Here is a 24,877-nt window from a genome sequence, read left to right as displayed (position 1 = left end):
GCCTATGGTAAAGAAAACGTTAAAACAACGCATTGTTGACGCTTCTGTAGTGCTATTTCAGCAAGATGGCTATCATAATGTCACTGTTGATCGCATTGTTGAATATATTGGTGCATCAAAGGGTGGATTTTATCATAATTTTAAATCGAAAGATGAGTTGTTGTATGAAATTCACGATGTATTTATTTCCTATGTTATTAAACAATCACAGGAGGCATATGACAAATACGATACACCGATTACACGTTTATGTGCAATGCTGCAAACACTGACTCAAGTATTTGATGTGTATCAAGCACATATTACTGTTTTTTATGAGGAAAGTCGTGCCTTGCCAGAGGAATATAGTGAAATTATTCATAATAAACGAGATCAATATCGGGATATTTTACAAAAAGTCATAGAGGAAGGCCAACAAACAAAGGATTTTCGTACAGAACTACCTTGTACTATTGTAACGATGGCTATTGTTGGGATGATTAACTGGACATACAAATGGTTTAAGCAATCTGGTCCATTAACAATGGAGGAAATTACAGAGGTCTTTACGGATATGGTATTGCGTGCGATTGTCACTGAACAAGCAGTGGAAGAAGCAGTTCAATTTATGGTCAAAGAGAAGCCAGAAGCAAAAACTGGTTTTATTAATAGTTAAAACAAACCGACTAGTCGGTATTAACTATTTCAATGGGTGTTTAAACACCCGTTGAAATAGAGGAACTCAGTCTAAAACCGCCATGTCCTGTGGCAACGACTGAGTGACCAACATTACGTTGGCCCAAAGCCTCCGGCCGATTCCGGACGCTATTATGCCGAAGTATAATTGATTTTTTGCAACTGTCATCTGAACGAAATCCGCTATGGCACATTAAACATTAGGGGGACTGGGGATGAACTTTGAACTAACGAAAGAGCAAGCAATGATTCGAGACATGGTGCGTGATTTTGCTGAAAATGAAATTAAACCGTATGCTCGTGAGGTTGACGAGACATCGACGATGAGAATAGAGAGCTTTAACAAGATGGCAGAGCTAGGCTTATTAGGTATTCCATTTCCTGAAGAGTATGGTGGTTCAGGCGGAGATACTGTTTCCTACGCACTTGCTGTTGAAGAAATCGGTCGTGCGTGTGGTGGCACAGGATTAAGCTATGCAGCAGCAGTTAGCTTAGGTGCTTCGCCTATTTATAATTTCGGTACAGAGGAGCAAAAGCAAGAATGGCTTGTTCCATTAGCGAAGGGAGAAACATTAGGTTCGTTTGGTCTAACAGAGCCTAATGCTGGTTCAGATGCTGGTGGGACACGTACAACAGCCGTAATTGATGGTGATGATTACATCATTAATGGTGAAAAATGCTGGATCACAAATGCTGGCCATGCACGTCAAATTATTGTGACGGCAGTGACAGGTAAACGTGAGGATGGTAAAAAAATCATCTCAGCTATCATTGTACCAACTAATACTCCTGGCGTAACGATCAACTGCAATTACGACAAAATGGGCGTACGTGGCTCCAATACATGTGAGATTATTTTGCAAAATGTTCGTGTACCAAGGGCTAATCTTTTAGGGGATGAAAAACGTGGATTTAGCCAATTTTTAAATACTTTAGACGGCGGACGTATTTCCATTGCAGCATTATCTGTAGGAATTGCACAGGCAGCTTATGAGAAATCATTAAAATACGCAAAAGAACGTGAACAATTTGGTGCACCAATTTCAAAACTTCAAGCAATACAGTTTAAATTGGCCGATATGGCAATGGAGATAGAGCTTGCACGTACGTTAGTACATAAGGCGGCATGGCTTAAAGATCAAAAGAAACCATTCGGGAAGGAAGCGGCAATGGCAAAATTATTTGCTTCTGAAATGGGCTTCCGAACTTGTAATCAAGCCATTCAAATTCACGGCGGTTCAGGCTATATGAAAGAATACGATGTAGAGCGTCATCTGCGTGATATTAAGTTAATGGAAATTGGTGAAGGAACGTCTGAAATTCAACGTCTCGTTATTTCTCGTTTAATAGGCTGTTAATCATCTTAGGTAGCTAAAAGGAGGATTTTCATGGCGGAACTTGTGTATCAAACTATTGGTCAATTGCTAGATGAACAAGCGGAAAAGTATCCACAGCGGGAAGCATTAGTGTATGCAGACAGGGATTTACGGATGACCTACGAGGAGCTCAATCGGCAAAGTCGTTTAGTAGCTAGAGGGTTAATGGCTCTTGGAATAGAGAAGGGCGAGCATATTGCAGTATGGACGACCAATGTCCCGGAATGGGTACAGTTGCAATTTGGTACAGGTAAAATGGGTGCTCCAATCGTCACTGTCAACACTAATTATCGCTCAAGCGAGTTGGAATATTTATTGAAGCAATCCGATGCAAAAACGATTATTTTAATTGAAAATTATCGAGACCATTCTTTTATGAATACACTGCAAGAGTTATGTCCAGAGCTTGAACATTGTGAACCGGGTAATTTGCAATCAAAGCGACTACCTTTATTGAAAAATGTTATTTTAATTGGCGAGACAAAATACCCCGGAGTGCTAAACTGGGCTGATGTGTTATCGGCTGCAGCGCAAATAACAGAGGAGCAATTAGATAAAAGACAGCAAGAGCTTCATTATGATGATGTTATTAATGTTCAATATACTTCGGGAACAACAGGTTTTCCGAAAGGTGTTATGTTAACGCATTATAACTTAGTCAATAATGCGATTAATATTGCAGAATGTATGGATTTAACTTTCGAAGATCGTTTATGCATCCCTGTCCCATTCTTCCATTGCTTTGGCTGTGTAATTGGAACATTAGCCATTACGACTAGTGGCGGGACGATGGTACCAGTGCAGGAATTTTCAGCTACTGAAGTGCTACAAACAGTTGAAAAAGAGAAATGTACAGCGTTACATGGTGTACCAACGATGTTTATTAGTGAACTTACTTTACCGAATTTTTCGTCTTTTGATCTATCAACGTTACGCACTGGAGTAATGGCAGGCTCTAATTGTCCTATTGAGGTGATGAAAGCCGTGATCGACAAAATGGGAATGAAGGATGTTACTATCTGTTACGGACAAACAGAAGCCTCACCTGTTATTACACAAACGAGAGCAGATGATCCGCTATTGTTAAAGGTAGAAACCGTTGGTCGTGCATTACCGAATTTGGAAGTTAAAATCGTCGTTCCTGGTACAGACGAAGAAGCAGCGCCAAATGAGCAAGGGGAACTATGTACGAGAGGCTACCACGTTATGAAAGGTTACTATAAAAACGAAGAAGAAACGCTTCTTGCAATTGATGGGGCTGGTTGGCTGCATACCGGGGATTTGGCAACGATGGATGAGGCGGGCTATGTCCGTGTAACAGGACGTTTAAAAGATATGATTATTCGGGGTGGTGAAAATATTTCTCCTCGGGAAATTGAAGAATTCCTTTACACACACCCGAAAATTGCAGATGTACAGGTTGCGGGTGTTCCTGATCCTGTTTATGGAGAGGAAGCGGCAGCTTGGATCATTTTGCGTGAAGGAGAGCAGGCAACAGAGGAAGAAATTCGGGATTATTGTCGGGATAAAATATCTAGACATAAAATACCACGACATATTTTCTTTATCGACGACTATCCGATGACTGCATCAGGAAAAGTTCAAAAGTATAGATTACGAGAGAGTTTTGTTCCAGCAGTGAAGTAAGAAGGGGGCCGGTGTTATGTTCAAAAAGGTTTTAATTGCAAATCGTGGAGAGATAGCAAGACGTGTTATTAGAACATGCAAACGACTTAATGTCCTAACAGTTGCGGTGTATTCTGAGGCGGACGCTGAAAGCTTACATGTTAAGGAAGCGGATGAGGCGTTCTGTATCGGAAAACCACCTGTTGCACAAAGTTATTTAAATATTGATCGTATTCTGGAAGTGGCGAAGGAAAGCGGTGCTGAAGCTGTTCATCCAGGCTATGGCTTATTATCAGAAAACGCTGAGTTTGCTAAACGTTGTACAGAGGCAGGCTTAGTTTTTATTGGGCCTAGCGCAGACGTTATTGCTTCGATGGGTAGTAAATTAGAAGCCCGGAAAACGATGAAGGCGGCAGGTGTACCAATTGTTGAAGGCGTAGAGAAACCTGTGAAAGATGTAACAGAAGCTATTGAAATTGCTTCCCGTCTAGGCTATCCGATTATGTTAAAAGCCTCTGCTGGCGGTGGGGGTATCGGAATGCAACTCGTAGAAAATGCAGAGGGATTGGCAAAAGCCTTTGAGGGAAATCAAAAGCGTGCACAGTCATTCTTTGGTGATGGCACGATGTATATGGAACGATTTATTGCTAATCCTCATCACGTCGAGGTACAAATTATTGCGGATCACGATGGCAATGTCGTACCGCTATTTGAGCGCGAGTGCTCGATTCAACGCAGAAATCAAAAAGTAGTTGAGGAAGCACCATCTCCTTTCATTTCTGAAGAAACAAGAAAAAGTATGCTAGATGCTTCAGTCAAGGCAGTTCAGCATATTGGCTATGTGAATGCTGGAACGATTGAGTATTTAGTAGATGCAGAGCAAAACTTTTATTTCTTAGAGATGAATACGCGCTTACAGGTTGAACATCCGGTGACTGAGGAAATTACGAAACTAGATCTTGTAGAGGAGCAATTAAAGATTGCGGCAAAACAACCATTAGCATTTACGCGCGATAGTATAGAAAGAAAAGGGCATGCGATTGAAGTACGCATCTACGCCGAAAATCCTTCGACCTTTTTCCCTTCTCCAGGTACAATCACGGCTTTTGAATTACCAACAGGTGAAGGTATTCGCCATGAATGTGGCGTAGAGGCTGGCACATCGGTAACACCTTTTTACGATCCGATGATTAGCAAATTAGTTGTGTGGGGAGAAACACGAGCAATTGCGTGTGAGCGACTTATTGAGGCACTTAAAGCGTATAAAATAGAAGGAATTCAAACAAATATTCCAATGCTACTGAAAACAGTCACACATGAACAATTTTTAAAGGGCTATACAACAACTAAATTTGTAGATGAATATTATCTACCTCAATTAGCAGAGACAAAATAAAACCTCTGGACGTATTGTTTATCTGTGCGAGGGCGAAGCGCCGAAAGCGAAGCGACAGCAACGACAATTACGCCAAGGCGAATTTGATAAAAGCATTCGCACTTAAATATTAGTGCGAATGCGTTATCAGTACATTCATAACATTTGGAGGGATTACAATGGCAACAGTTAAAGCGAGCATGGCAGGAACAGTATGGAAAATTGTTGTAGCAGAGGGCGAGAAAGTTACAGCGGGACAAGATGTGGCAATTTTAGAGTCGATGAAAATGGAGATTCCTATTGAAGTAGAGGAAGATGGCGTAGTCACAAAAATCATTGCGAACGAAGGGGATTTCATTAACGTTGATGATGATATTTTAGAAATTGAATAAGGAGGCTTCTTTATGCAGCTACCAAAGCATGTCACGTTAAAGGAAGTAGGGCCTCGTGACGGTTTGCAAAATGAGAAAACACATCTTGCAACTGCCGATAAAGTGCAATTAGTAAATTTACTTAGTCAAACTGGATTAAATTATATTGAGGTAACTTCTTTTGTGCATCCGAAGTGGATTCCACAGCTGGCAGATGCAGTGGAGGTTCTTCAGGCCATTAAACGCCAAAAAGATATCACATATGCGGCACTCGTACCGAACATGCGGGGCTTAGAACGTGCATTGCAGGCTGAAGTAGATGAAGTGAGCGTATTTATGTCAGCAAGTGAAAGCCATAATCAAAGTAATATTAATAAAACAATTAATGAAACATTTCCGATACTACAGGAAGTTGTGGTAGGGGCAAAGGCAGCGCATAAAAACGTACGAGGCTATATCTCAACAGTAATTGGGTGCCCGTATGAAGGCTACATACAACCAGAAAAGGTTTTGCGAGTAACAGAAAAATTATTAGAAATGGGCGTCGATGAAATTTCGCTCGGTGACACGATTGGTGTTGGTGTACCGACACAGGTGGAAAATCTTTTAGAAGAATTGCTAAAAAGATATCCTGCAGAAAATTTCGCGATGCATTTTCATGATACACGTGGCACAGCGCTAGCGAATATTGTTCAATCTTTAAAAATGGGGATTACGAAGTTTGATAGTGCGCTTGGTGGACTTGGCGGCTGTCCGTATGCCAAAGGAGCATCAGGTAATGTAGCTACGGAAGATTTACTGTATTTATTAGATGAAATGGGTATTACAACGGGTGTAGAGCTGGATAAAGTGCTAGAGGCTGCGCTATTTATTGAACAGAAACTAGGGAAGGTCGTTGCCTCTAAACAAATGGCGATTGCCCGTAATGAAAGGAGTGCGAGCCAATTATGACGCAACTCGTTCGTTTTGAATTATTAGATGGTAGCATTGGGCTTATTACACTTTCCAGACCTGAAGCTGCAAATGCAATGTCTGTACAACTACTCCAAGAACTGAGCTCGACACTCGACAACATAAACGGTGATCCGGCAGTGCGAGTCGTTTTACTAACGGGGGCAGGGGAAAAAGCTTTTTGCGCAGGAGCAGATTTAAAAGAACGTAAAGGGATGCCAGACCAACAAGTAAAGCAGATTGTGCAATTAATCGGTGCAACAGTGGCAAAAGTAGAAGCACTCGCTCAACCAGTTATCGCCGTATTAAATGGTGTTGCTTTTGGTGGCGGACTCGAACTAGCATTAGCCTGTGATTTACGTCTTGCAGCTGCACATGCAAAGATGGGCCTTACGGAAACATCTCTCGGCATCATCCCAGGGGCAGGAGGCACACAACGACTTCCACGACTAATTGGCATTGGAAAAGCGAAGGAATTAATTTATACAGCACGTCGACTAAATGCAGAGGAAGCGAGAAGCTACGGTATTGTGGAGTATGTTCATGAAGGACATGAAGTACTAGAAAAGGCTCAGCAGCTTGCACTCGAAATGGCAAAGAATGCTCCACTTTCTTTAGTACAGGCGAAAATCGCCATGAATCAAGGAGTTGAAGTAGATTTAGCTACGGGTTTAAAAATCGAATCACTTGCATATAATGCTCTGATTCCTACAGAAGATCGATTAGAGGGCTTACTTGCTTTCCAAGAAAAACGAACACCGCAATACTTAGGGAAATAAAAGCTCTGATGATAGACTTTGAATGGTTTTAAAGTAGGGATTTTAAAACAATGAAATCCAAACATATCGTTTAAATTCTCAGTACGGAAGTAAAGTTATACAAAGTGCTAAGGCTTAACCGAATGGGCAAAAGGAGGAATTAAATATGAGCAATGTACCGACAGAAAATACGACTAAAACAATGAAGGAACAAGTTTTAGCAGGCGGTCTGCCAAAATATCACGATAAAAATGCGCAGCAAGGAAAATTATTTGTACGTGAACGACTCGAATTATTATTAGATGATGGGCTGCAATCAGAGGATGGCTTGTACGCAAACTGCTTAGTTGGTGACTTACCGGCAGATGGCGTTGTAACAGGAATCGGTAAAATCCATGGCCGTACCGTTTGTGTATTAGCAAACGATTCGACGATTAAAGCTGGCTCTTGGGGTAAACGTACAGTAGAAAAAATGATTCGTATTCAAGAAACAGCTGAAAAGTTAAATTGCCCATTACTGTATCTAGTCGATTCGGCAGGTGCACGTATTACTGATCAATTAGAAATGTTTCCTGGCCGACGAGGAGCAGGACGTATTTTCTATAATCAGGTCAAACTATCAGGTAAAATCCCTCAAATATGCTTACTGTTTGGACCTTCTGCAGCAGGAGGCGCATATATCCCTGCATTCTGCGATATTGTAGTTATGGTAGAGGGCAATGCATCGATGTATTTAGGATCCCCACGTATGGCGGAAATGGTTATTGGTGAGAAGGTAGATTTGGAAACGATGGGTGGAGCGAAAATGCACTGTTCCGTTTCCGGTTGTGGAGATGTGCTTGCTAAAACCGAGCAGGAAGCAATTGCCTATGCCCGTAAATATTTGAGCTACTTCCCGAACAATTATGCAGAGCGCGGAAAGGTAGAGGCTCCAAAGCCACCAGCTACATTCGATAAATCGATTGAAGAGCTAATACCAAAAAATCAAAACGTTCCTTTTGATATGTATAAGCTAATTGACCGTATTATAGATGAAAATACGTTTTGCGAAGTAAAAAAATTATTCGCTCCAGAATTAATTACAGGACTTGGGCGCATTAATGGGCAATCCGTTGGAATTATCGCCAATCAACCGCGCGTAAAGGGTGGCGTTTTGTTCCACGATTCAGCTGATAAAGCAGCAAAGTTCATTTCACTTTGTGATGCGTTTAATATTCCGCTTCTTTTCCTTGCAGATGTACCAGGCTTTATGATTGGTACGCAAGTTGAAAAAGCTGGGATTATACGTCATGGTGCGAAAATGATTTTCGCAATGAGCGAGGCAACAGTCCCTAAATTAACGGTCATTGTTCGCAAGGCATATGGTGCAGGGCTGTATGCAATGGCAGGTCCTGCTTTTGAGCCAGACTGCTGTATTGCGCTTTCTAACGCGCAAATTGCTGTAATGGGCCCAGAGGCAGCGGTCAATGCAGTATATGCAAATAAAATCGCTGAACTTCCAAAAGAGGAGCAAGCGAACTTTATTGCAGAGAAACGCAAGGAATATCAAGAGGAAATCGATGTCTATCGTCTAGCTTCAGAGCTCATCATTGACGATGTTATTGAGCCAAATGATTTACGAAAAGCACTTGAATCACGTTTAGAGTTGTATATGTCAAAATATTTATTATTCTCGGAACGTAAACATGGAGTAAATCCAGTATAAAGTCTGAAAGAATGCTGTCTCAGTTTAATTGAGGCAGCTTTTTTTGCATCACCAAAAGCCAAGGATGGTATTTTGTTAAAATTTGTTTTTTTCTCTTTTCTAATTGAATCTGGACAAACGTATAGTAAAGGGGGAAAGTATTCCTAATATGCTTTAAAACGCTTCACCCATCTTATTTTTGCCACTTGCATGGGGAAGGGAGGCATATTAAAATTATGAGAGGATACAGGAGGTAGGTTGTACAGGCATGACAAAAAATAATATACAGGGTAGTGCCAAGCTACCGTTACCTTATCGTTCATTGATAGATACATATTATTTACCAATCAAGATAATAGGTTGGATATTTTTTTGTATTTATTCCGTTATAGCTTTTTATAAACTAGTTATTGATCGACTAGTGAATGTAATTATTATTTTATTTAATGGCGAATATTCTCTAGACGAATTAGGGCTGTTTGATTATAGTGACTGGCGTTTAACCACAAATTTTATTCCCTTTGATACAATTCTTCGCTATATAAATTACTCTCAGTATTTTAATTTGGATATCATTATTATTAATTTACTAGGCAATTTATTGATATTTACCCCAATGGGCTTTTTACTTCCATTATTATCAAAAAAGTTTCGTAAAGCGCGGACAGTTATTTGGGCAGGCTTTTTCTCTAGTCTAGCGGTAGAAACAATCCAGTTTATTTTTACGGTTGGGTCGGCTGATATTGATGATTTAATTTTAAATACACTCGGTGCATGGCTTGGTTACTTAGCCTATAAAAGTATACTTATTAAACCTAAAAAAGACAGATAGAAACAGTCCTTGTTATGGGGCTGTTTTTTTAGTGGTGAATTAACACCATTTATAAAGTGGTAACGATAATAAATTTTATTGAAATTAAATATTGAAATACTAAATGAATATAATATTGAGGGTTTTGTTAGGTCTTTGTACTTATTTCGTTGAAAGTGAAATATTTCTTTAGGAGCTTAGTATTAATTTGCTCTTGAATTTGGTAAAGAAAATTCCGATAATTAGGGTACAGAAACTATTCTGAAGGAATAGATAAAGTTAATAGAGGAAATTATCATATCTATTATTTAACTTGCATATTAAATAAGAAAGCCGAGGTGAATCATATGAAACTATCTAGTTTAATAGAACAAGAAAGAATATCATCACACTATAATCGTAAAAAGATTTTACAGCGAAAACAAGCTGGTGATGCATATCGAAAAAGTGCACTGTATTTTCCACCAAAGAAAAATCCGTTATTGCTTGAGCTAGAAAATTTACTTTTAGGGCATACAGACCAAGAACTCTTTGAGCAACAAAAAGAGGAGTCCAAAGAGGTCACACCTCAACAGCAAGCAATCATTCAAGATATGCAACAGACGAAAAATGTGTTCGCACATGAGCAAATGCAAAAGCAATATTCACAGGTAGAGCGTGTAAATGAGGAAGCGCCTATAGTAGATGATGCGAATGCCAAGGAAACGTTACAAATTTTAGAGCAGGTGCGGAATACAGCGCTGGGACCCGCGCAGCCATCACCACAGGATTTACGTGTAGCGGCAAGTGCAAATGCTCAGATACAGCACATGCAAGCGCAATTCAATGGTCAAGAGGTAGATGACAGTGAGCCAGCTTTTGTACGAGAAGATATTAAAGTCAAAGTACCAGAACGTTTTTCGAAGGAATTGAAATTAGATCCATTTGTAGATACAATTTTCGGTAAGAGTTATGCGGAGGCATACAAGGTGCGAACATTTAAACACGCTTCTGAAAAGTATGCCACTCATATTCAAATGGCAAAAGACGGCTATCGACCGAGAAATGACTCCTTGATCTCCATGATAGCCTAATGCTGCAGATGGGAGATTTTTGATATGGCAAAAGCAAAGCATGCGAAAACAAATGCGATAAGATTATTGGAGCAACAAAAAATACAATTCGAAGTAATTGAATATGAGACTGGTGACGGCCAAGTTGACGGAATTTCGGTTGCTGAAAAAATTGGTCACCCAGTTGCTCGTGTTTTCAAAACATTAGTAGCAAAGGCAAGTGCACAAAAGCTTTTTGTATTTGTTATTCCTGTAGCAGATGAGCTTGATTTAAAAGCAGCTGCAAAGGTTGTAGGAGAGAAAAAAATCGACATGCTCCCGGTCAAGGAGTTACTAGGCTATACAGGCTATGTACGAGGCGGATGCTCTCCAGTCGGCATGAAGAAGCTTTATCCAACTGTCATCGATTCGTCGGCCCGAGAGCAAGGAAATATTATAGTGAGTGCCGGGAAAATTGGTATGCAAATCCACTTACAGCTAGATGATTTAGTCGCTGTGACAAAAGCAAAGATTGCATCAATCACTACTACCCAAGAATGAAATGCTGGGTAGTTTTTTAATTGATAATTTGTAGCGGTAAACTGCTCGGCACAGAAGGAGATAACTCAGGTAACCCAATAATGTTACTTTTTTGTTTTTTTTATTGTAGGGACAGGAGCAAATATAACCGTTACTATCAATCCAAAATATAAAGGATACTTTAAAAATTCATTTGTTGAATAGCCCAATAAATAAGGCATACCTAAAAACATCATTATTATACCAATGGCAAACAAAACAATCCTAACTTTTTTACCATACATCTCCCTCCAAACTTAAGCTAATGTTAACTGACCTGCATCACAGGCATAATTGCGTGTTTAATTAAAAAATTTGTTCTTGTTATTTTTGATGTAGCTAATGACAATTGCAAAGTAAATAACAGCTATGAGATTAATGATACTTAATGTAAGACCTGATGGTTCGGACCAGGGAAGTACAAAAAGCCAAAATACTACTAAAATTGAACTCAGTACATATATCCATTTGAATAGATATGTCATTGTTAATTCCCTCTCTTCTTCTTTGATGCTTGTAGCTTTCAAGGAATTGTCTCCTTTCATTAATTCGTCAATACTAATATTGAATAAATCACTTAATGCAATAAGCGTTTCAATATTGGGATAACCTTTTTTAAGCTCCCATTTAGAAACGGATTGTCTGCTAATGTTTAATTTAATGGCTAATTCTTCTTGTGATAAATTATGCTTAAGCGTTCTTCTTTTAGCTTTTTATAGAACTCTATGATTTCAACTCCTGTCATTTTATTTTTACTATAGCTTATGTAAGAATCGCAAAGTAGAATGATGTAATCTAAGAGTAGCAAACAGTTGAAACAGATGGTTGCTATTTACGCAATTAGGTACTTTTGGTGAAAATAGATAGTTTTAGAATACTGAAAATGGGTTCTTTTCGTTTACCATAAAATATGGTGTGTATGTATATTATATCCATAAAAACTTAATAATTCGACTTTATTTAGGGTATCCCTTTTTTACTACCTCGTTAGTTTAATGGATTTATTCGAGAGGCTTTTATTGGTGGCACTCTATGGGCATGAACTTATTTTATTAAATAGGAAGCTACTTTTATGTGTAAAAATTAAAAATAGCTCTTCATTTTTTTTAAGGTTCCTTCATATAATGCAAGGCATAAGATAAAGGGGGATCGAAATTGAACGGAAATGTGACCTACTATTATGGACACGCACTGACTGGGCAAGGAATTAAACATTTATATAAAGAAATGATGGATGAGGCTGAATTAGTTTATATTTTACAGGGTGCACCGACGTTTAAAGGATCAGAACTTCTTAAAGAGCTTGGGTATTTTTATGTAAAGCAAGGCTTTGCGGTGGAGTGGTATAAGCATGCTTTGCTGGAGGATATTGTTGAGGCAGTGTATGTTCAAGGATGTAATCGACTATTTGTATGGTCATCGGGTTGGGGGATTGAACCGGTTTTCCTTGGAACAAAGCATCGGGTAATGTCATTTTATGATTGCTTAGAAGAAATCCAGCTTGAAAGAGTTGGCGAACAGCTCGCTACTGCAATGACGGAACGAGAGTCATGGCGTGAGAAGTGTATTTCGAAGCTTAACAATGCAAAAAAGATCCATGATGATTGGGAAGTAGTCACTCAGAGTTGCATGAACTGGCAGGCATTGAATGATCAGGTTGAAAATTTAAAGACAGATGTTTTCCAATCAATCGTCTTAAATAAAACAGGAGTGCGCACCCATCGCTTACTCGGAACATTAACACCGAGGGGTACCGAAAATACCGTAGATAGCATAACAAAAAATGTATCTAGAAGATTGATGATCAAAGGGAAGCCAGGTACAGGTAAATCTTCTTTAATGAAAGGTTTAGCAGACGAAGCAAATGCAAGAGGGCTCGATGCACAAATTATTTGGTGCGGCTTGGATTCAAATTCAGTGGACATGGTCATTATCCCGGAATTGAATTTCTGTATTTTTGATAGTACAGAGCCTCATATCTTTGACCCACAGGACGGAAGACTAGGGGATGAAATTTTCGATATAGGGAAACATTGCGCAATTTCACAGGAGGCAGAAGTTCAAATTGAAGATATTCGGGCAAAGTATAAAGAGGCGATGCAGGATGCAATGGGCTATTCGAAGCGTTACGCGGAAGCGGAGTATACTATCCGGCGATTATTAGATAATTGTGTATCATCATCTCTTTGGCGAGAAAAAACTGCCCCACTATTCGAAAGATTAACAAAGTAATTTTTCTAATAGTATGCTTGTGCTACACTAGGAATTAGAATAGTGTTCTTAGGAAAGGATGATACGCTTGTCAAAAGTATTGAATGCATTTTTAGATGAAAACCTAAAAGCCTTACACGATCAAGGCTTATACAATGAAATTGATCCAGTAGAGGGAGCAAACGGACCAATTATTCAGGTGCGTGGCAAAAATCTAATTAATCTATCATCAAACAATTATCTGGGTTTAGCAACGAATGAAGATTTAAAGCGTATTGCCAAAGAAACAATTGAGACATACGGTGTAGGGGCTGGAGCAGTTCGTACGATTAACGGCACACTTGATTTACACGTAAAACTAGAGGAAAAGCTTGCTGAATTTAAAGGGACTGAAGCAGCGATCTCTTACCAATCAGGTTTTAACTGTAATATGGCAGCTATTTCAGCTGTTATGGATAAAAATGATGCAATTCTTTCAGACCAATTAAACCATGCGTCGATTATTGATGGCTGTCGTTTATCACGTGCGAAAATCATTGCTTTTAATCACTCTGATATGGACGATTTACGTGCAAAGGCAAAGGAAGCAAAAGAATCAGGCTTATATAATAAAGTCATGGTCATTACGGATGGCGTATTCTCAATGGACGGTGATATTGCAAAACTACCAGAAATCGTTGAGATTGCGAAAGAGTTTGATTTAATCACATACGTCGATGATGCACACGGATCAGGTGTAACAGGTAAAGGAAAGGGGACTGTGAAGCATTTCGGTTTAGAAAAAGAAATTGACTTCCAAATTGGTACACTTTCTAAAGCAATTGGTGTTGTTGGCGGATATGTAGCAGGTAAGAAAAATTTAATTGACTGGCTTAAAGTGCGTTCTCGTCCATTTTTATTCTCAACAGCATTACCACCAGGTGACGTAGCTGCGATTACAGCAGCAGTACAAATGTTGATTGACTCAACAGAGCTTCACGATAAGCTATGGGAAAATGGCGATTACCTAAAAGCGGGTCTTGCTAAGCTAGGCTTTAATATCGGTGAATCTGAAACGCCAATAACACCATGTATTATTGGTGATGAAAAGCTTACGCAGGAATTTTCTCGCCGTCTATTTGAAGAGGGCGTCTATGCTAAATCAATCGTTTTCCCAACGGTTCCAAAAGGCACAGGACGTGTTCGTAACATGCCTACAGCGGCACATACAAAAGAAATGTTAGACGACGCTCTAGCAATCTACGAAAAAGTCGGACGTGAACTAGGCGTTATTCAATAAATAAATGGGGCTGCCTCAATAGTGAGGTAGCCCTTTTATGATGGATAGAAGTGTCAAAGCTACGGAAAGCACCAGCGAAGTGACGGATAGAAGAGCCAAGGTGACGGATAGAACCGTCAAAGTCGTGGAAAGAACAGCCGAAATCGTGGATAGAACCGTCAAAGTCGTGGAAAGAACAGCCAAAATCGTGGATAGCCCCGATAGAGTGATGGAAAGAAACGTCAAAGCGACGGAAAGCCGCCCCGAAGTGATGGATAGAAAATAGAGCGAAGGAAAGAAGAGTCGAAGTGATCGAAAGAATGATCAAAGCGACGGATCGAACCGCCAAAGTCGTGGAAAGAACAGCCAAAATCGTGGATAGAACCGTCAAAATCGTGGATAGAACCGTCAAAGTCGTGGAAAGAACAGCTGAAATCGTGGATAGCCCCGACAGAGCGATGGAGGGAAACGTCAAAGCGACGGAAAGCCGCCCCGAAGTGATGGATAGAAGATAGAGGGAAGGAAAGAAGAGTCGAAGTGATTGAAAGAATGATCAAAGCGACAGATAGAATCGTCAAAGTCGTGGAAAGAACAGCCAAGATCGTGGATAGAATCGTCAAAGTCGTGGATAGAGCAGCCGAAATCGTGGATAGCCCCGACAGAGTGATGGAAAGAAACGTCAAAGCGACGGAAAGCCGCCCCGAAATGCAGGACTGCTTTAATTTTGAATGAATGACGTACGCTGCTTTTAGCGTTCATCAGTATTAATTCATTTACAGTCGGCTCCATTCTTTTTCACCAATGTGATATCACGTAGTCCTTTTATAGATATTGCCCCCGCTAATGCGATAGAAACTTTTAATTCATCATATAAATTCGTCATTACTTTTTCGATTCCTTGCTGTCCTTCTAATGCAAGTCCGTAGACGAAGGGACGACCAATGGCAACAGCATCTGCTCCTAAAGCGAGTGCCTTAAGGGCATCCATTCCACGATACACACCGCTATCTAAAATAACTGGAATTTGTCCCTTTACAGCTTTCACAATGTCAGGAAGTGCATCAAGTGAAGCAATTACGCCATCCAGTTGGCGGCCACCATGGTTGGATACGATAATGCCGTCAATGCCGTTTTCTATTGCTAGTTTTGCGTCTTCAGGATGCAAGATCCCTTTTAACAAAATAGGGAGATTCGAACGGTGCTTTAATTCACGTACATTGTCCCAATTTAATGTTGGATGGAATATATTTTGCAATACGCCTTGTATATATGACTCGAATGAATCATCTGGTAAGGAAGCGGTAAAAACAGGGTCATTCATATAGTTTCCTCGTGCATACCCAAGCTTTAATGGTGAAAATTGATTACGAACATCCTCTTCACGCCAGCCAAGCATGACTGTATCTATAGTTAACACGATAGCCTCAAAACCAGCAGCCTCGGCTCGAGCGGCCATGCTATAGGCAATTTCCTCATTTGTTGACCAATATAATTGAAACCATTTAGTAGCAGTGGGAGCTGTTTGTGCCACATCCTCGAGTGCATAGCTTGAAACTGTGCTTTGAATATAAGGGATTTTTAATTGATCAGCTGCACGTGCAACGGCTAGCTCTCCTTCGTCATGCGCCATTTTGTTCATGCCAACAGGGGCAAATAAGAACGGAGTTGGATATATTTTTCCGAACAGTTCAATCGATGTATCAATACTTGAAACATCTTGTAAAAAGCGTGGAATGATAGAGTATTTTTCAAAGGCTGTACGGTTATTCCTTAATGTTTGCTCGCCGCCAGCGCCTGAACGGATGTAACCAAACGGACCAGCTTCCAATTTTTCTGCAACTGCCTTTTCTAAATCTGTAAAGCAAATAGGGAAGGGGGCTTGTGCATTAATATTTTTTAACAGTAGATCGCTATGTGTTGTTTTTGTCATCATAAACCTCCTACTAATCTTTCTTTAACTTCGCAGCAAAGCGATTACCTAGTGATTGAATACTCTGCACGAGGATGATTAAGATAAACACTGTCGCATACATCACGTCAACCTCATAGCGTAAATGGCCGTAACGGTATGCGAGATCACCTAGACCACCAGCACCAACCATTCCTGCCATTGCTGTTGCTCCTATAAGACCGATTGTGGCAATCGTTAAACCTAAAATAATGGATGAACGAGCTTCACGTAATAAGACGTTCCAAATAATATGACGACGTTTAATACCCATTGCTGTATAAGCTTCCACAACACCTGGATCAACTTCTAAAAGTGCTGTTTCCATAAGTCGCGAAATATAAGGCGCTGTATAAACAACAAGCGGCACAATAACACCTTTTACACCAATAGTTGTGCCGACGATTAGCTTCGTGAACGGTAAAATGAAAAATAGTAAAATAATGAACGGTACAGAGCGAATAATATTAATAAATAAATTGAAAAATTGGTAGAGAAATTTATTTTCAAACGATTGCCCCGGGCGAGTTAAAACGATTAAAAGCCCCAAAGGAATCCCAATTAAAATAGAAAAGAATAATGAAATCCCTACCATTTGGAAGGTTTCGAGAATGGATTTCCCAATAACATCTGACCAATCTGCAAAGAAGCTTTGAATGCTAGTCATGTAATTCGCCTCCTAATACCTCAATGCTTACCCCGTTTTCTGTAAAATACTTAAGTGCTTTTTCTACGATATGTGCTTCACCGTGTAGATGCACGACAATATTACCGACAATGCCATTTTTTAATTCTATGATATTGGCTGATAAAATATTTGGTTGCACATCATAAACTTTACTCACTTCTGCTAGTAATGGTTTCCCCGTACTTTCTCCAAGGAATGTTAAACGAATAACACTTCCCGAAACATTTAATTGTTTGATAAGAGAAGGGGATACATTACGTTGAGAAATGGTATTTAAAAATTTTCGTGTTGTTGGATGCTGGGGCTTCGAAAATAGTTCTATAGCAGAGCTATATTCCACAACCGCCCCTGATTCAAGAACAGAAACGGCATCGCAAATTTTTTGAATAACATTCATTTCATGTGTAATAAGTAAAATCGTGATGCCTAGCTCACGATTAATTTTCAGGAGAAGCTCAAGAATGGCGTCCGTTGTTTCGGGGTCGAGTGCACTTGTCGCTTCATCACTAAGCAAAATCTCAGGCTCTTGGGCAAGGGCACGTGCAATAGCGACACGTTGCTTTTGACCACCTGAAAGTTGGCTAGGATAACTATCTAATTTCTCCGTTAGGCCAACAATTTCTGCATATTTTGCAACGCGTTTTTTTACTTCAGAGTCGTTATAGCCAAGAAGCTTTAATGGTATCGAGATATTGTTGTAAACAGTCGCTGTTTTTAAAAGGTTAAAATGCTGGAAGATCATCCCGATTTTTTGCCGAGTTTTGCGAAGGTCGTTTAGAGAAAGGGAAGTAAGATCTACATGATCGATGAATACTTTTCCTGTTGTCGGACGTTCTAATAAATTCACACAGCGAATGAGGGTACTCTTTCCTGCACCACTGTAGCCAATAACCCCATGGATTTCACCTTTTTTGACATGCAGGTTAATACAATCTACTGCTTTGACGATACCATTTTTAGTTTTAAATTCTTTTGTTATATTTTCTAGTTGAATCATAAGGTGATATCTCCTTTCTAAGTCCTTCGATAAAGCAAGAATCTGCTAGCTTTCCTGTAGGAGTCTCGCAGATTCTTGAGATACTTAATCGTCACTTACCAGCTTGGAATTATGGAGCCTTGGAATTTTTCTTCAATAAATTTGCGTACCTCATCAGATTGATAAGCTTCAACAAATTTTTTGATCGTTGGGTCATCTTTGTTTTCAGCACGCACCACAATGTAGTTCACATATGGAGAGTTCGTAGATTCTAAAAGAATGGAGTCTTTTTTAGGATTAATGCCAGCATCAAGAGCGAAGTTTGTATTAATGGCGGCTACATCTACTTCACTAAGCTGTTTAGGAATTTGTGCAGCCTCTAATTCAATGAATTTCAAATTCTTTTTGTTTTCTTCCACATCGCGAATAGATGCTGTTAAGTCTGCGCCGTCTTTTAATTTAATGATGCCTGCCTCTTGAAGAACAAATAGAGCACGAGCCCCGTTCGTTGGATCATTCGGTAATCCGAAAGTAGCACCATCAGGAACGTCATCCAATGATTTATATTTCTCGGAGTATATGCCCATAGGAGTTAAAATTGTTTTTCCTACTGGCACTAAATCTGTTTTGTGATCTTTGTTAAATGCATCGAGGAAAGGCTCGTGTTGATAGCTGTTTACATCAAGATCACCCTCGGCTAACGATGTATTTGGTAAAACATAATCAGAAAACGTTTTTAGTTCTACCTCTAAGCCATTTTCTTTGGCAACTTTTGCTGCAGCCTCTGCAATTTGTTCGTGTGGACCAGAAGTTACACCTACTACAATCTTATTTTCATTAATCGTCTTATTTTGACTATCCTTACTATTTTCTTTAGTACCACAGCCCACTAATGCTGCTACTAATGTAAGACTTGCTAAACCTAATAAAATCTTGTTTTTCTTTTTCATGAAACATACCTCCAAAGTTGTTTTATCGGTAATAAAAATAAAAAAACTCTCTTAAAAATTAAGAGAGGCTCATGAAAAATTGTCCTCTCTTATCTTTCAAACAATGATTGTTTGCTGGAATTAGCACCTTCCTTAAAAAAGGAGGTTGCCGAGCTTCATAGGGCCAGTCCCTCAGCTACTCTTGATAAGAGATTTATAATATTTTTTTGTAAATCCGATAGAACTAATATAAATTATAGGATATAGTAAGTCAAATGAATTTTTAAAATTTTTCATTTTATTATAATATTTAGTCGCGAAAGAAGAGAGAGAGAAAAAACTGTCCCTATAGCAAGTCTGAGCTAATGGAACAGTTTTTGATTGAAATGTTCACGGGCTAAATAAGTTTAATTTTTCAATTCTGCTGATTGCTTCACGTAAGCGGTCTTCGCTAACAAGTAAACCAACCCGTACAAAGCCTTCACCATATTGACCGAAGCCATTGCCAGCAGCTACTGCGATATCAGCTTTGTCGAGCAATATATCGGCAAATTGTTCACTCGTAAAACCTAGTGGAACAGGGAGCCATGCAAAAAAAGAGCCTCTCGGTACTGTTACTTGCCAACCAATTCGCTGAGCTTCTTCGATCAGGACGTTTCGTCGACGCTCATAAGTCGCTCTTAGCTTATCTGCGCAACTCTGGGAAGCAGTAAGTGCAACTGCCGCGGCATGTTGTACGGCAGGAAATTGACTACAAAAAAGATGATCTTGAATAAGGTTAATGGCTGCGACAATGTCGGGGTTACCAACTGCAAAACCAATGCGCCAGCCTGCCATATTATACGTTTTGGATAATGTATACATTTCGATACCGACATCTTTAGCACCATCAGCTTGCAGGAAGCTGATAGGTTTATTGCCGTCAAATCCAATCGCTCCGTAGGCAAAATCATGTGCGACGATAATGTTGTGCTCTTTTGCAAAGCGTACTGTTTCCTCGAAAAATTCAAATGTTGCAGTACCGCCAGTTGGATTATTCGGGTAATTCAAGTACAGCAACTTCGCCTTTTCTTTTACTTCATCGGATAAAGCATTATAAACTGGTAGGAAATCATTTTCTGCGAAAAGAGGCATAACTTCAAAATTAACATCACCTAATACGACACCAGATAAGTAATCTGGATATCCAGGATCAGGTAATAGCATAGTGTCACCAGGGTTTAAAACAGCTAACGGTAGCTCAACAAGGCCAATTTTCGTACCACCGAGAATAGCAACCTCTGTTTCAGGGTCAATGTCCACATTGTATTCACGTTTGTAGAAGCTTGCTGCTGCTTGGCGTAATTCTGCTATGCCACGAAATGGAGAGTATTGATGATTTTGAGGATTTTCTGCCGCCTCCTGTAATGCCTTAATAATGTGTGAAGGGGTGGGTTGATCTGGATTACCTTGACCAAGATTGATAACATCACGTCCTTCAGCAAGAGCAGCGTTTACTTTTTGCACAAGTGCTGCAAAAAATTGAGTTGGGAGTTGCTGTAGTTTTTTTGAGAATTCCATGCATGTCCACCTTTTTCAGAATATAATAATTATTAAAGATATGATGCTCATAATATTACTTTTTTTAGTAATTGTCTAGAGTATTTTCAGTTAACTAAAAATTAAAAAATGACCCAAATGAGGTGGGAAAATTGAACAAAGTCTCGTATTTTATCGTCAATGCTTTTACTACAGAGCTTTACAAGGGAAATCCCGCAGCAGTATGTTTACTTGATTCAACGATACCTGAGTCGATCATGCAGAAAATTGCTCAAGAGATCCCAGTACCGACAACTGCTTTTGTTCAAAGGAAGGATAATCATTTTTTTCTTAGATGGTTTACGCCGGCAAAGGAAATACCGATTTGTGGACATGGAACAGTCGCTAGCGCTTTTTTACTTTGGAAACAAGGGATTGTACCTATTAATTCTTCCGTTATATTCCAGACTGTAAGTGGCCCTTTGCAAGCAAATTGGTTCAATGAATTAGTCGAAATAACAATTCAAAAGTATCAGTTAGAAGAGAATGAATGTCCTTTGGAGCTTGAAGAATGGCTAGGTGTGAAGCCAACATATGTAGGGAAAACTGAATTGGATTATATAGTGGAGTTAAGTCACGAAGAGTATATTGCAGATTTCAAAGCTGATTTTCAAGCGATGAAACAGTTCCCGGTACGTGGTGTTTGTATTACAAGTCGTTCTAAAGATGAGGGAATTGATATTGTCTCAAGATTCTTTTCTCCAGCGCAAGGCATCGATGAAGACCATGTAAATGGTTCCACTCATGGTGCGCTAGGACCTTACTGGTGTGCAAAATTATCAAAAGAAAGCATCGTGAGCAAACAACTTTCAAAACGCGGTGGCTTATTGTACGTTACACCAAAAATAAAAGATGTTGCTATTGCGGGTTCTGCAGTTCAAGTATTAAGTGGTGAAATAATAATCTAAATATTGAGCTTAAACCATGGAAGTCAGGTTGATTTATTGTAGTATAAATACAGAACAGTACTGTCTAGAGGAGGAATAGCAATGAAAATTGGTTGTATTCAATTAAACGTAGGCTTTGGCAAAGTAGAAGAAAATTTTGCTCGCGCTGAGGACAAAATTCGTGAAGCGGCAAAACAAGGTGCAGAAATTATTGTGCTGCCAGAAATGTGGAATTCAGGCTATGCTCTTGAAAAATTGTCAGAGCTTGCAGACGTGGATGGAGAGCGTTCGAAAGCATTTTTATCAAACCTAGCGAAAGAGCTTGGCGTACATATTGTTGGTGGCTCGGTTTCAACGAAGAAGGGCGATAAATTTTACAACACGATGTATACGTTCGATAAAAATGGTGTGTTAGTAGGGGAATATAACAAGGCACATCTTTTCCGTTTGATGAACGAGCATTTATATTTAGAAGCTGGGGATGAAATGAATCGCTTTGCCCTTGGAGATATCGAGGCTGCAGGCGTGATTTGCTATGATATCCGCTTCCCGGAATGGCTACGCGTCCACGCCTTAGCGGGGGCAAAAGTATTGTTCGTGCCGGCACAATGGCCGACACCACGTATCGATCATTGGAAAACATTACTGCAAGCACGTGCCATTGAAAATCAATGCTTTGTGATCGCTGTTAATCGTCTTTCTAGAAAGGTAGAGAACTTTAATGGTCAATCAATGATAATTCAACCGTGGGGCGAGGTGCTGTGGGCTGGTGCAGAGGACGAAGAAGTAGCTGTTATCGACGTGGACTTTTCAATTGTCGATGAAGTAAGAGGCAGAATTCCTGTTTATGACGACCGCAGACCTGGATTATACAACGGAGTAGTTACCGAAAACTAAAATCTGCTAGCACGCTCAAAAGGTCAAAAGATGTTGAGCGTGCTAACCGATGAACAGAAGAACATCGCTGATAAGGAGGAGAAAATCGCTGATAAGCAGATGAACATTGGTGATAAGTCTGCGAGCAACGCCGCTAACCCGATGAACATCGGCACTAACCATGCGAATAACGCTGTTACCACTGCGAATTTGCCGCTACCCAGGAGAACATCGCTGATAAGCAGATGAATATCGGTGATAACCGAACAACGCCACTAAACGGATGAATATCGCCGCTACCCATGTGAACAACGCCGCTAAACGGATGAATATCGCCGCTACCCATGTGAACAACGCCGCTAAACGGATGAATATCGCCGCTACCCATGCGAACAACGCCGCTAAACGGATGAATATCGCCGCTACCCATGCGAACAACGCCGCTAAACCAATGAATATCACCGCTAACCCAGCGAACAACGCCACTAACCCAATCAACAACTAAGAAATTAACTTTTCTCCTCAATTAAAGAATTGGCAAGCAACATAAATTCAAGTGTAATTCGATTATGGCCCTTCATGAAATTTTCCCCTAAGAGATTTTCAAGCTTTTTTAAACGATGGTAGAGTGTTTGGCGTACGATGAACAGTTGGTTGGCTGTTTGTTGTTTGGAGCCATTTGTTTGTAAGTATACTTGTAGAGTTTCTAGCAGCTTACTGTTATATTTTTTGTCGTATTCAATAACAGGCTGCAAATAATCTTGAATCACTTCCTGTAAATTGACTTGCATCTGTAATTTATAGATGAGGTGATACAGATGTAAATCATCGTAAAAATAAGAAGTTGTTTGTACTTTACTGCAAATATACAATGTTTCGAGTGCCGTTTGATAGCTCTTTGGTATCTCTTCTACGTCTGCAACTACCTTGCCAATGGCGATTTGATAATCTTGGGCCATTTGTTTTTTATAAAAATCGGTTTTCTGAACGGAAGAAACTAACGTATTTAATACTTCGCGACTCGATTTGCTATCCTTCTTATGGAGTAAAATAAAAATGACATAGCTTTTTCTTTCAAATAAAAATGGTATAAATCCATTTTGCTCAAAAAGGTTTCGATAGTAGAGCTTACTATAGACAATATCCTCCTGCACCTTAGAGACTGCATTAGGAATCGCTAAAATAAAAACGGCTCCGCTAGTAAGCTTATAGTTAGAATGATGGGTTACGATAAATTTATAAATTTCCTCTTTCGATAGTTTTTGGTCGATCCAATCCGCTAAAATAGAGGCATCCTCAATGTCCCTTTTCTCTTCAATATAAAATTCTCTCATTAACAGCTGCGCTAACGCAGTAGCTGTACGATCTAAAATAAGTAATTCGAACTCAGAGAATAGACCATCTTCCCTATAGAGCGTTAAATCTGCATAATGCTGGTCAAATATAAAGATGGGCTCATTTTTAACTACGGGTGCTGACTTTTCCAGCGAAACTAGTTGTCGGCGCTTAGTATGCGGCATATTAGGAAAAAAGATAGGCTCTCGACCTTTAATAGAGAAGATAATTTGTGTCTTCAATTCATGATACATATTTTGTAAAATTTCTTCTGCGTTTTGTCCTAATAAAGCATTTTTATTTAATGTTTGAGAGTAGGATTCTAAAGTAGAGATCATTAAATATTGCTGATTCATAATTTGACTATGTAAATCCTGTGTAATACGGACGAAAGGAACTGTGTCATGAAAAACGATAATAGGGAAGCTATGACGGTTAGCAAGAGCTACAATCACTTCCGGAATGGTCTGTATAGAAGTCCCATATTCAATGCACAATGCCGCGCAATTTTTTTCGATTAAAGATTCTACGAAAAAGATAAAGTTATCGATGCTGTGCTGAAGGCTAATCCCTGTTGTTAAAACTAATTCATCACCAGCTAGAAAATTATCTACTTGTATAACTTCAATGACATGGGCCCACTTGACAATGCGTAATAATCCATCCTCACCAGCTACAACCTCCGCGCTTTGGAAGTGTGTGTTTTCTAATACATCCTTCACTTGAAGCTTAAATTGACTCATGTTAACCTCCCGCCTTTTAACATTAGACATTTTCTAGTTTTCTCATTGATGTGTTGTTTTTGCTGAAATTAACTTAAATATTGTATTTTTAGAATGTTTAGTCTATTTTACATTATGTTTAAAACAAATGCATAGAATTTTACAGTTTGTCTATACCTTCGTTTCAATGTAACATGTAAAATTTTTGTAAGCGGTAATCCAATCTATAAAA

Annotated in this window: 27 protein-coding genes and 1 riboswitch; of the genes, 19 read left to right on the top strand and 8 right to left on the bottom strand. The window is 39.5% G+C overall.

What is annotated here, in order from left to right:
• The first annotated feature begins 4 nt into the window (after nt 1-4).
• From C7Y47_RS14615 to ybaK, 11 genes are all read left to right on the top strand, one after another.
• Nucleotides 5-655, top strand: coding sequence for a TetR/AcrR family transcriptional regulator (locus C7Y47_RS14615; protein ID WP_142509479.1), 651 nt, complete (start codon nt 5-7; stop codon nt 653-655).
• A gap of 235 nt (nt 656-890) precedes the next feature.
• Nucleotides 891-2,033, top strand: a complete 1,143-nt coding sequence (locus tag C7Y47_RS14610; protein WP_142509446.1) for an acyl-CoA dehydrogenase — start codon at nt 891-893, stop codon at nt 2,031-2,033.
• A gap of 30 nt (nt 2,034-2,063) precedes the next feature.
• Nucleotides 2,064-3,698 carry an AMP-binding protein gene (locus tag C7Y47_RS14605; RefSeq protein WP_142509445.1) on the top strand — a complete coding sequence of 545 codons (1,635 nt, stop codon included), beginning with the start codon at nt 2,064-2,066 and terminating at the stop codon, nt 3,696-3,698.
• A 16-nt stretch (nt 3,699-3,714) separates the two neighbouring features.
• On the top strand, nt 3,715-5,073 hold the full coding sequence (locus C7Y47_RS14600; RefSeq protein WP_142509444.1) for an acetyl-CoA carboxylase biotin carboxylase subunit: 1,359 nt from the start codon (nt 3,715-3,717) through the stop codon (nt 5,071-5,073).
• A 158-nt stretch (nt 5,074-5,231) separates the two neighbouring features.
• Nucleotides 5,232-5,444, top strand: coding sequence for an acetyl-CoA carboxylase biotin carboxyl carrier protein subunit (locus tag C7Y47_RS14595; RefSeq protein ID WP_142509443.1), 213 nt, complete (start codon nt 5,232-5,234; stop codon nt 5,442-5,444).
• A 12-nt stretch (nt 5,445-5,456) separates the two neighbouring features.
• Nucleotides 5,457-6,374 (top strand): hydroxymethylglutaryl-CoA lyase, encoded by a 918-nt coding sequence (locus C7Y47_RS14590; RefSeq protein ID WP_142509442.1) that lies wholly within the window; start codon nt 5,457-5,459, stop codon nt 6,372-6,374.
• A complete protein-coding gene (locus tag C7Y47_RS14585; protein ID WP_142509441.1) occupies nt 6,371-7,153 on the top strand; it encodes an enoyl-CoA hydratase in 783 nt (260 codons plus the stop codon). The genes C7Y47_RS14590 and C7Y47_RS14585 overlap by 4 nt, the downstream gene beginning before the upstream one ends.
• A 145-nt stretch (nt 7,154-7,298) precedes the next feature.
• On the top strand, nt 7,299-8,837 hold the full coding sequence (locus tag C7Y47_RS14580; protein WP_142509440.1) for an acyl-CoA carboxylase subunit beta: 1,539 nt from the start codon (nt 7,299-7,301) through the stop codon (nt 8,835-8,837).
• Between the two features lie 247 nt (nt 8,838-9,084).
• A complete protein-coding gene (locus tag C7Y47_RS14575; RefSeq protein ID WP_142509439.1) occupies nt 9,085-9,648 on the top strand; it encodes a VanZ family protein in 564 nt (187 codons plus the stop codon).
• A 326-nt stretch (nt 9,649-9,974) separates the two neighbouring features.
• Nucleotides 9,975-10,700 carry a hypothetical protein gene (locus C7Y47_RS14570; RefSeq protein WP_142509438.1) on the top strand — a complete coding sequence of 242 codons (726 nt, stop codon included), beginning with the start codon at nt 9,975-9,977 and terminating at the stop codon, nt 10,698-10,700.
• Between the two features lie 24 nt (nt 10,701-10,724).
• Nucleotides 10,725-11,219 carry a Cys-tRNA(Pro) deacylase gene (gene ybaK, locus C7Y47_RS14565; protein ID WP_142509437.1) on the top strand — a complete coding sequence of 165 codons (495 nt, stop codon included), beginning with the start codon at nt 10,725-10,727 and terminating at the stop codon, nt 11,217-11,219.
• 83 nt (nt 11,220-11,302) lie between these two features.
• On the opposite strand, the gene C7Y47_RS14560 is transcribed toward ybaK, so the two are convergent.
• Together C7Y47_RS14560 and C7Y47_RS14555 are read right to left on the bottom strand one after the other, a co-directional pair.
• Nucleotides 11,303-11,482: a hypothetical protein gene (locus C7Y47_RS14560; RefSeq protein WP_142509436.1), complete on the bottom strand. Its 180-nt coding sequence runs from the start codon at nt 11,480-11,482 to the stop codon at nt 11,303-11,305.
• A gap of 57 nt (nt 11,483-11,539) precedes the next feature.
• On the bottom strand, nt 11,540-11,887 hold the full coding sequence (locus C7Y47_RS14555) for a helix-turn-helix domain-containing protein (protein WP_255505194.1): 348 nt from the start codon (nt 11,885-11,887) through the stop codon (nt 11,540-11,542).
• A 505-nt stretch (nt 11,888-12,392) separates the two neighbouring features.
• On the opposite strand from C7Y47_RS14555, the gene C7Y47_RS14550 reads away from it, so the two are divergent.
• Genes C7Y47_RS14550 through C7Y47_RS14530 form a run of 5 tightly spaced genes read left to right on the top strand, consistent with a single transcriptional unit; the run spans nt 12,393 to nt 15,438 of the window.
• A complete protein-coding gene (locus C7Y47_RS14550) occupies nt 12,393-13,469 on the top strand; it encodes a nucleotide kinase (protein ID WP_142509435.1) in 1,077 nt (358 codons plus the stop codon).
• A gap of 58 nt (nt 13,470-13,527) precedes the next feature.
• Nucleotides 13,528-14,727 (top strand): glycine C-acetyltransferase, encoded by a 1,200-nt coding sequence (locus C7Y47_RS14545; protein WP_185903499.1) that lies wholly within the window; start codon nt 13,528-13,530, stop codon nt 14,725-14,727.
• A gap of 37 nt (nt 14,728-14,764) precedes the next feature.
• A complete protein-coding gene (locus C7Y47_RS14540) occupies nt 14,765-14,992 on the top strand; it encodes a hypothetical protein (RefSeq protein ID WP_255505188.1) in 228 nt (75 codons plus the stop codon).
• Nucleotides 14,993-15,014: 22 nt separating this feature from the next.
• On the top strand, nt 15,015-15,221 hold the full coding sequence (locus C7Y47_RS14535) for a hypothetical protein (RefSeq protein ID WP_142509434.1): 207 nt from the start codon (nt 15,015-15,017) through the stop codon (nt 15,219-15,221).
• 22 nt (nt 15,222-15,243) lie between these two features.
• Nucleotides 15,244-15,438, top strand: coding sequence for a hypothetical protein (locus tag C7Y47_RS14530; protein ID WP_142509433.1), 195 nt, complete (start codon nt 15,244-15,246; stop codon nt 15,436-15,438).
• Between the two features lie 37 nt (nt 15,439-15,475).
• Here the strand turns inward: C7Y47_RS14530 and C7Y47_RS14525 are convergent, their stop codons facing one another.
• From C7Y47_RS14525 to C7Y47_RS14505, 5 genes are all read right to left on the bottom strand, one after another.
• Nucleotides 15,476-16,636, bottom strand: coding sequence for an alpha-hydroxy acid oxidase (locus C7Y47_RS14525; RefSeq protein ID WP_142509432.1), 1,161 nt, complete (start codon nt 16,634-16,636; stop codon nt 15,476-15,478).
• 13 nt (nt 16,637-16,649) lie between these two features.
• Nucleotides 16,650-17,321 carry a methionine ABC transporter permease gene (locus tag C7Y47_RS14520; RefSeq protein ID WP_142509431.1) on the bottom strand — a complete coding sequence of 224 codons (672 nt, stop codon included), beginning with the start codon at nt 17,319-17,321 and terminating at the stop codon, nt 16,650-16,652.
• The gene (locus C7Y47_RS14515) at nt 17,314-18,339 is read right to left on the bottom strand and encodes a methionine ABC transporter ATP-binding protein (RefSeq protein WP_142509430.1); all 1,026 of its coding nucleotides are present in this window, start codon (nt 18,337-18,339) and stop codon (nt 17,314-17,316) included. Before C7Y47_RS14515 ends, C7Y47_RS14520 begins: the two co-directional genes overlap by 8 nt.
• A 95-nt stretch (nt 18,340-18,434) precedes the next feature.
• Nucleotides 18,435-19,268: a MetQ/NlpA family ABC transporter substrate-binding protein gene (locus C7Y47_RS14510; RefSeq protein ID WP_142509429.1), complete on the bottom strand. Its 834-nt coding sequence runs from the start codon at nt 19,266-19,268 to the stop codon at nt 18,435-18,437.
• Between the two features lie 86 nt (nt 19,269-19,354).
• Nucleotides 19,355-19,459: riboswitch (SAM riboswitch) on the bottom strand.
• A gap of 178 nt (nt 19,460-19,637) precedes the next feature.
• A complete protein-coding gene (locus C7Y47_RS14505; protein ID WP_142509428.1) occupies nt 19,638-20,807 on the bottom strand; it encodes a pyridoxal phosphate-dependent aminotransferase in 1,170 nt (389 codons plus the stop codon).
• Between the two features lie 131 nt (nt 20,808-20,938).
• Between C7Y47_RS14505 and C7Y47_RS14500 the strand changes: the two genes are divergently transcribed.
• The 3 genes from C7Y47_RS14500 (at nt 20,939) to C7Y47_RS25240 (ending at nt 23,093) form a co-directional block, all read left to right on the top strand.
• Nucleotides 20,939-21,733, top strand: coding sequence for a PhzF family phenazine biosynthesis protein (locus tag C7Y47_RS14500; RefSeq protein ID WP_142509427.1), 795 nt, complete (start codon nt 20,939-20,941; stop codon nt 21,731-21,733).
• An 81-nt stretch (nt 21,734-21,814) separates the two neighbouring features.
• Nucleotides 21,815-22,609, top strand: coding sequence for a carbon-nitrogen family hydrolase (locus C7Y47_RS14495; RefSeq protein WP_142509426.1), 795 nt, complete (start codon nt 21,815-21,817; stop codon nt 22,607-22,609).
• 262 nt (nt 22,610-22,871) lie between these two features.
• Complete coding sequence (locus C7Y47_RS25240; RefSeq protein WP_142509425.1) at nt 22,872-23,093, top strand: hypothetical protein; 222 nt, start codon at nt 22,872-22,874, stop codon at nt 23,091-23,093.
• A gap of 4 nt (nt 23,094-23,097) precedes the next feature.
• Here C7Y47_RS25240 and C7Y47_RS14485 read toward each other — a convergent pair whose 3' ends face one another.
• A complete protein-coding gene (locus C7Y47_RS14485; protein ID WP_142509424.1) occupies nt 23,098-24,666 on the bottom strand; it encodes a PucR family transcriptional regulator in 1,569 nt (522 codons plus the stop codon).
• Nucleotides 24,667-24,877 lie beyond the last annotated feature (211 nt).

Origin of the sequence: Lysinibacillus sphaericus (assembly GCF_006864135.1) — a bacterium.
GTDB lineage: Bacteria > Bacillota > Bacilli > Bacillales_A > Planococcaceae > Lysinibacillus.
This window is presented reverse-complemented; position numbering and strand designations above follow the sequence as displayed.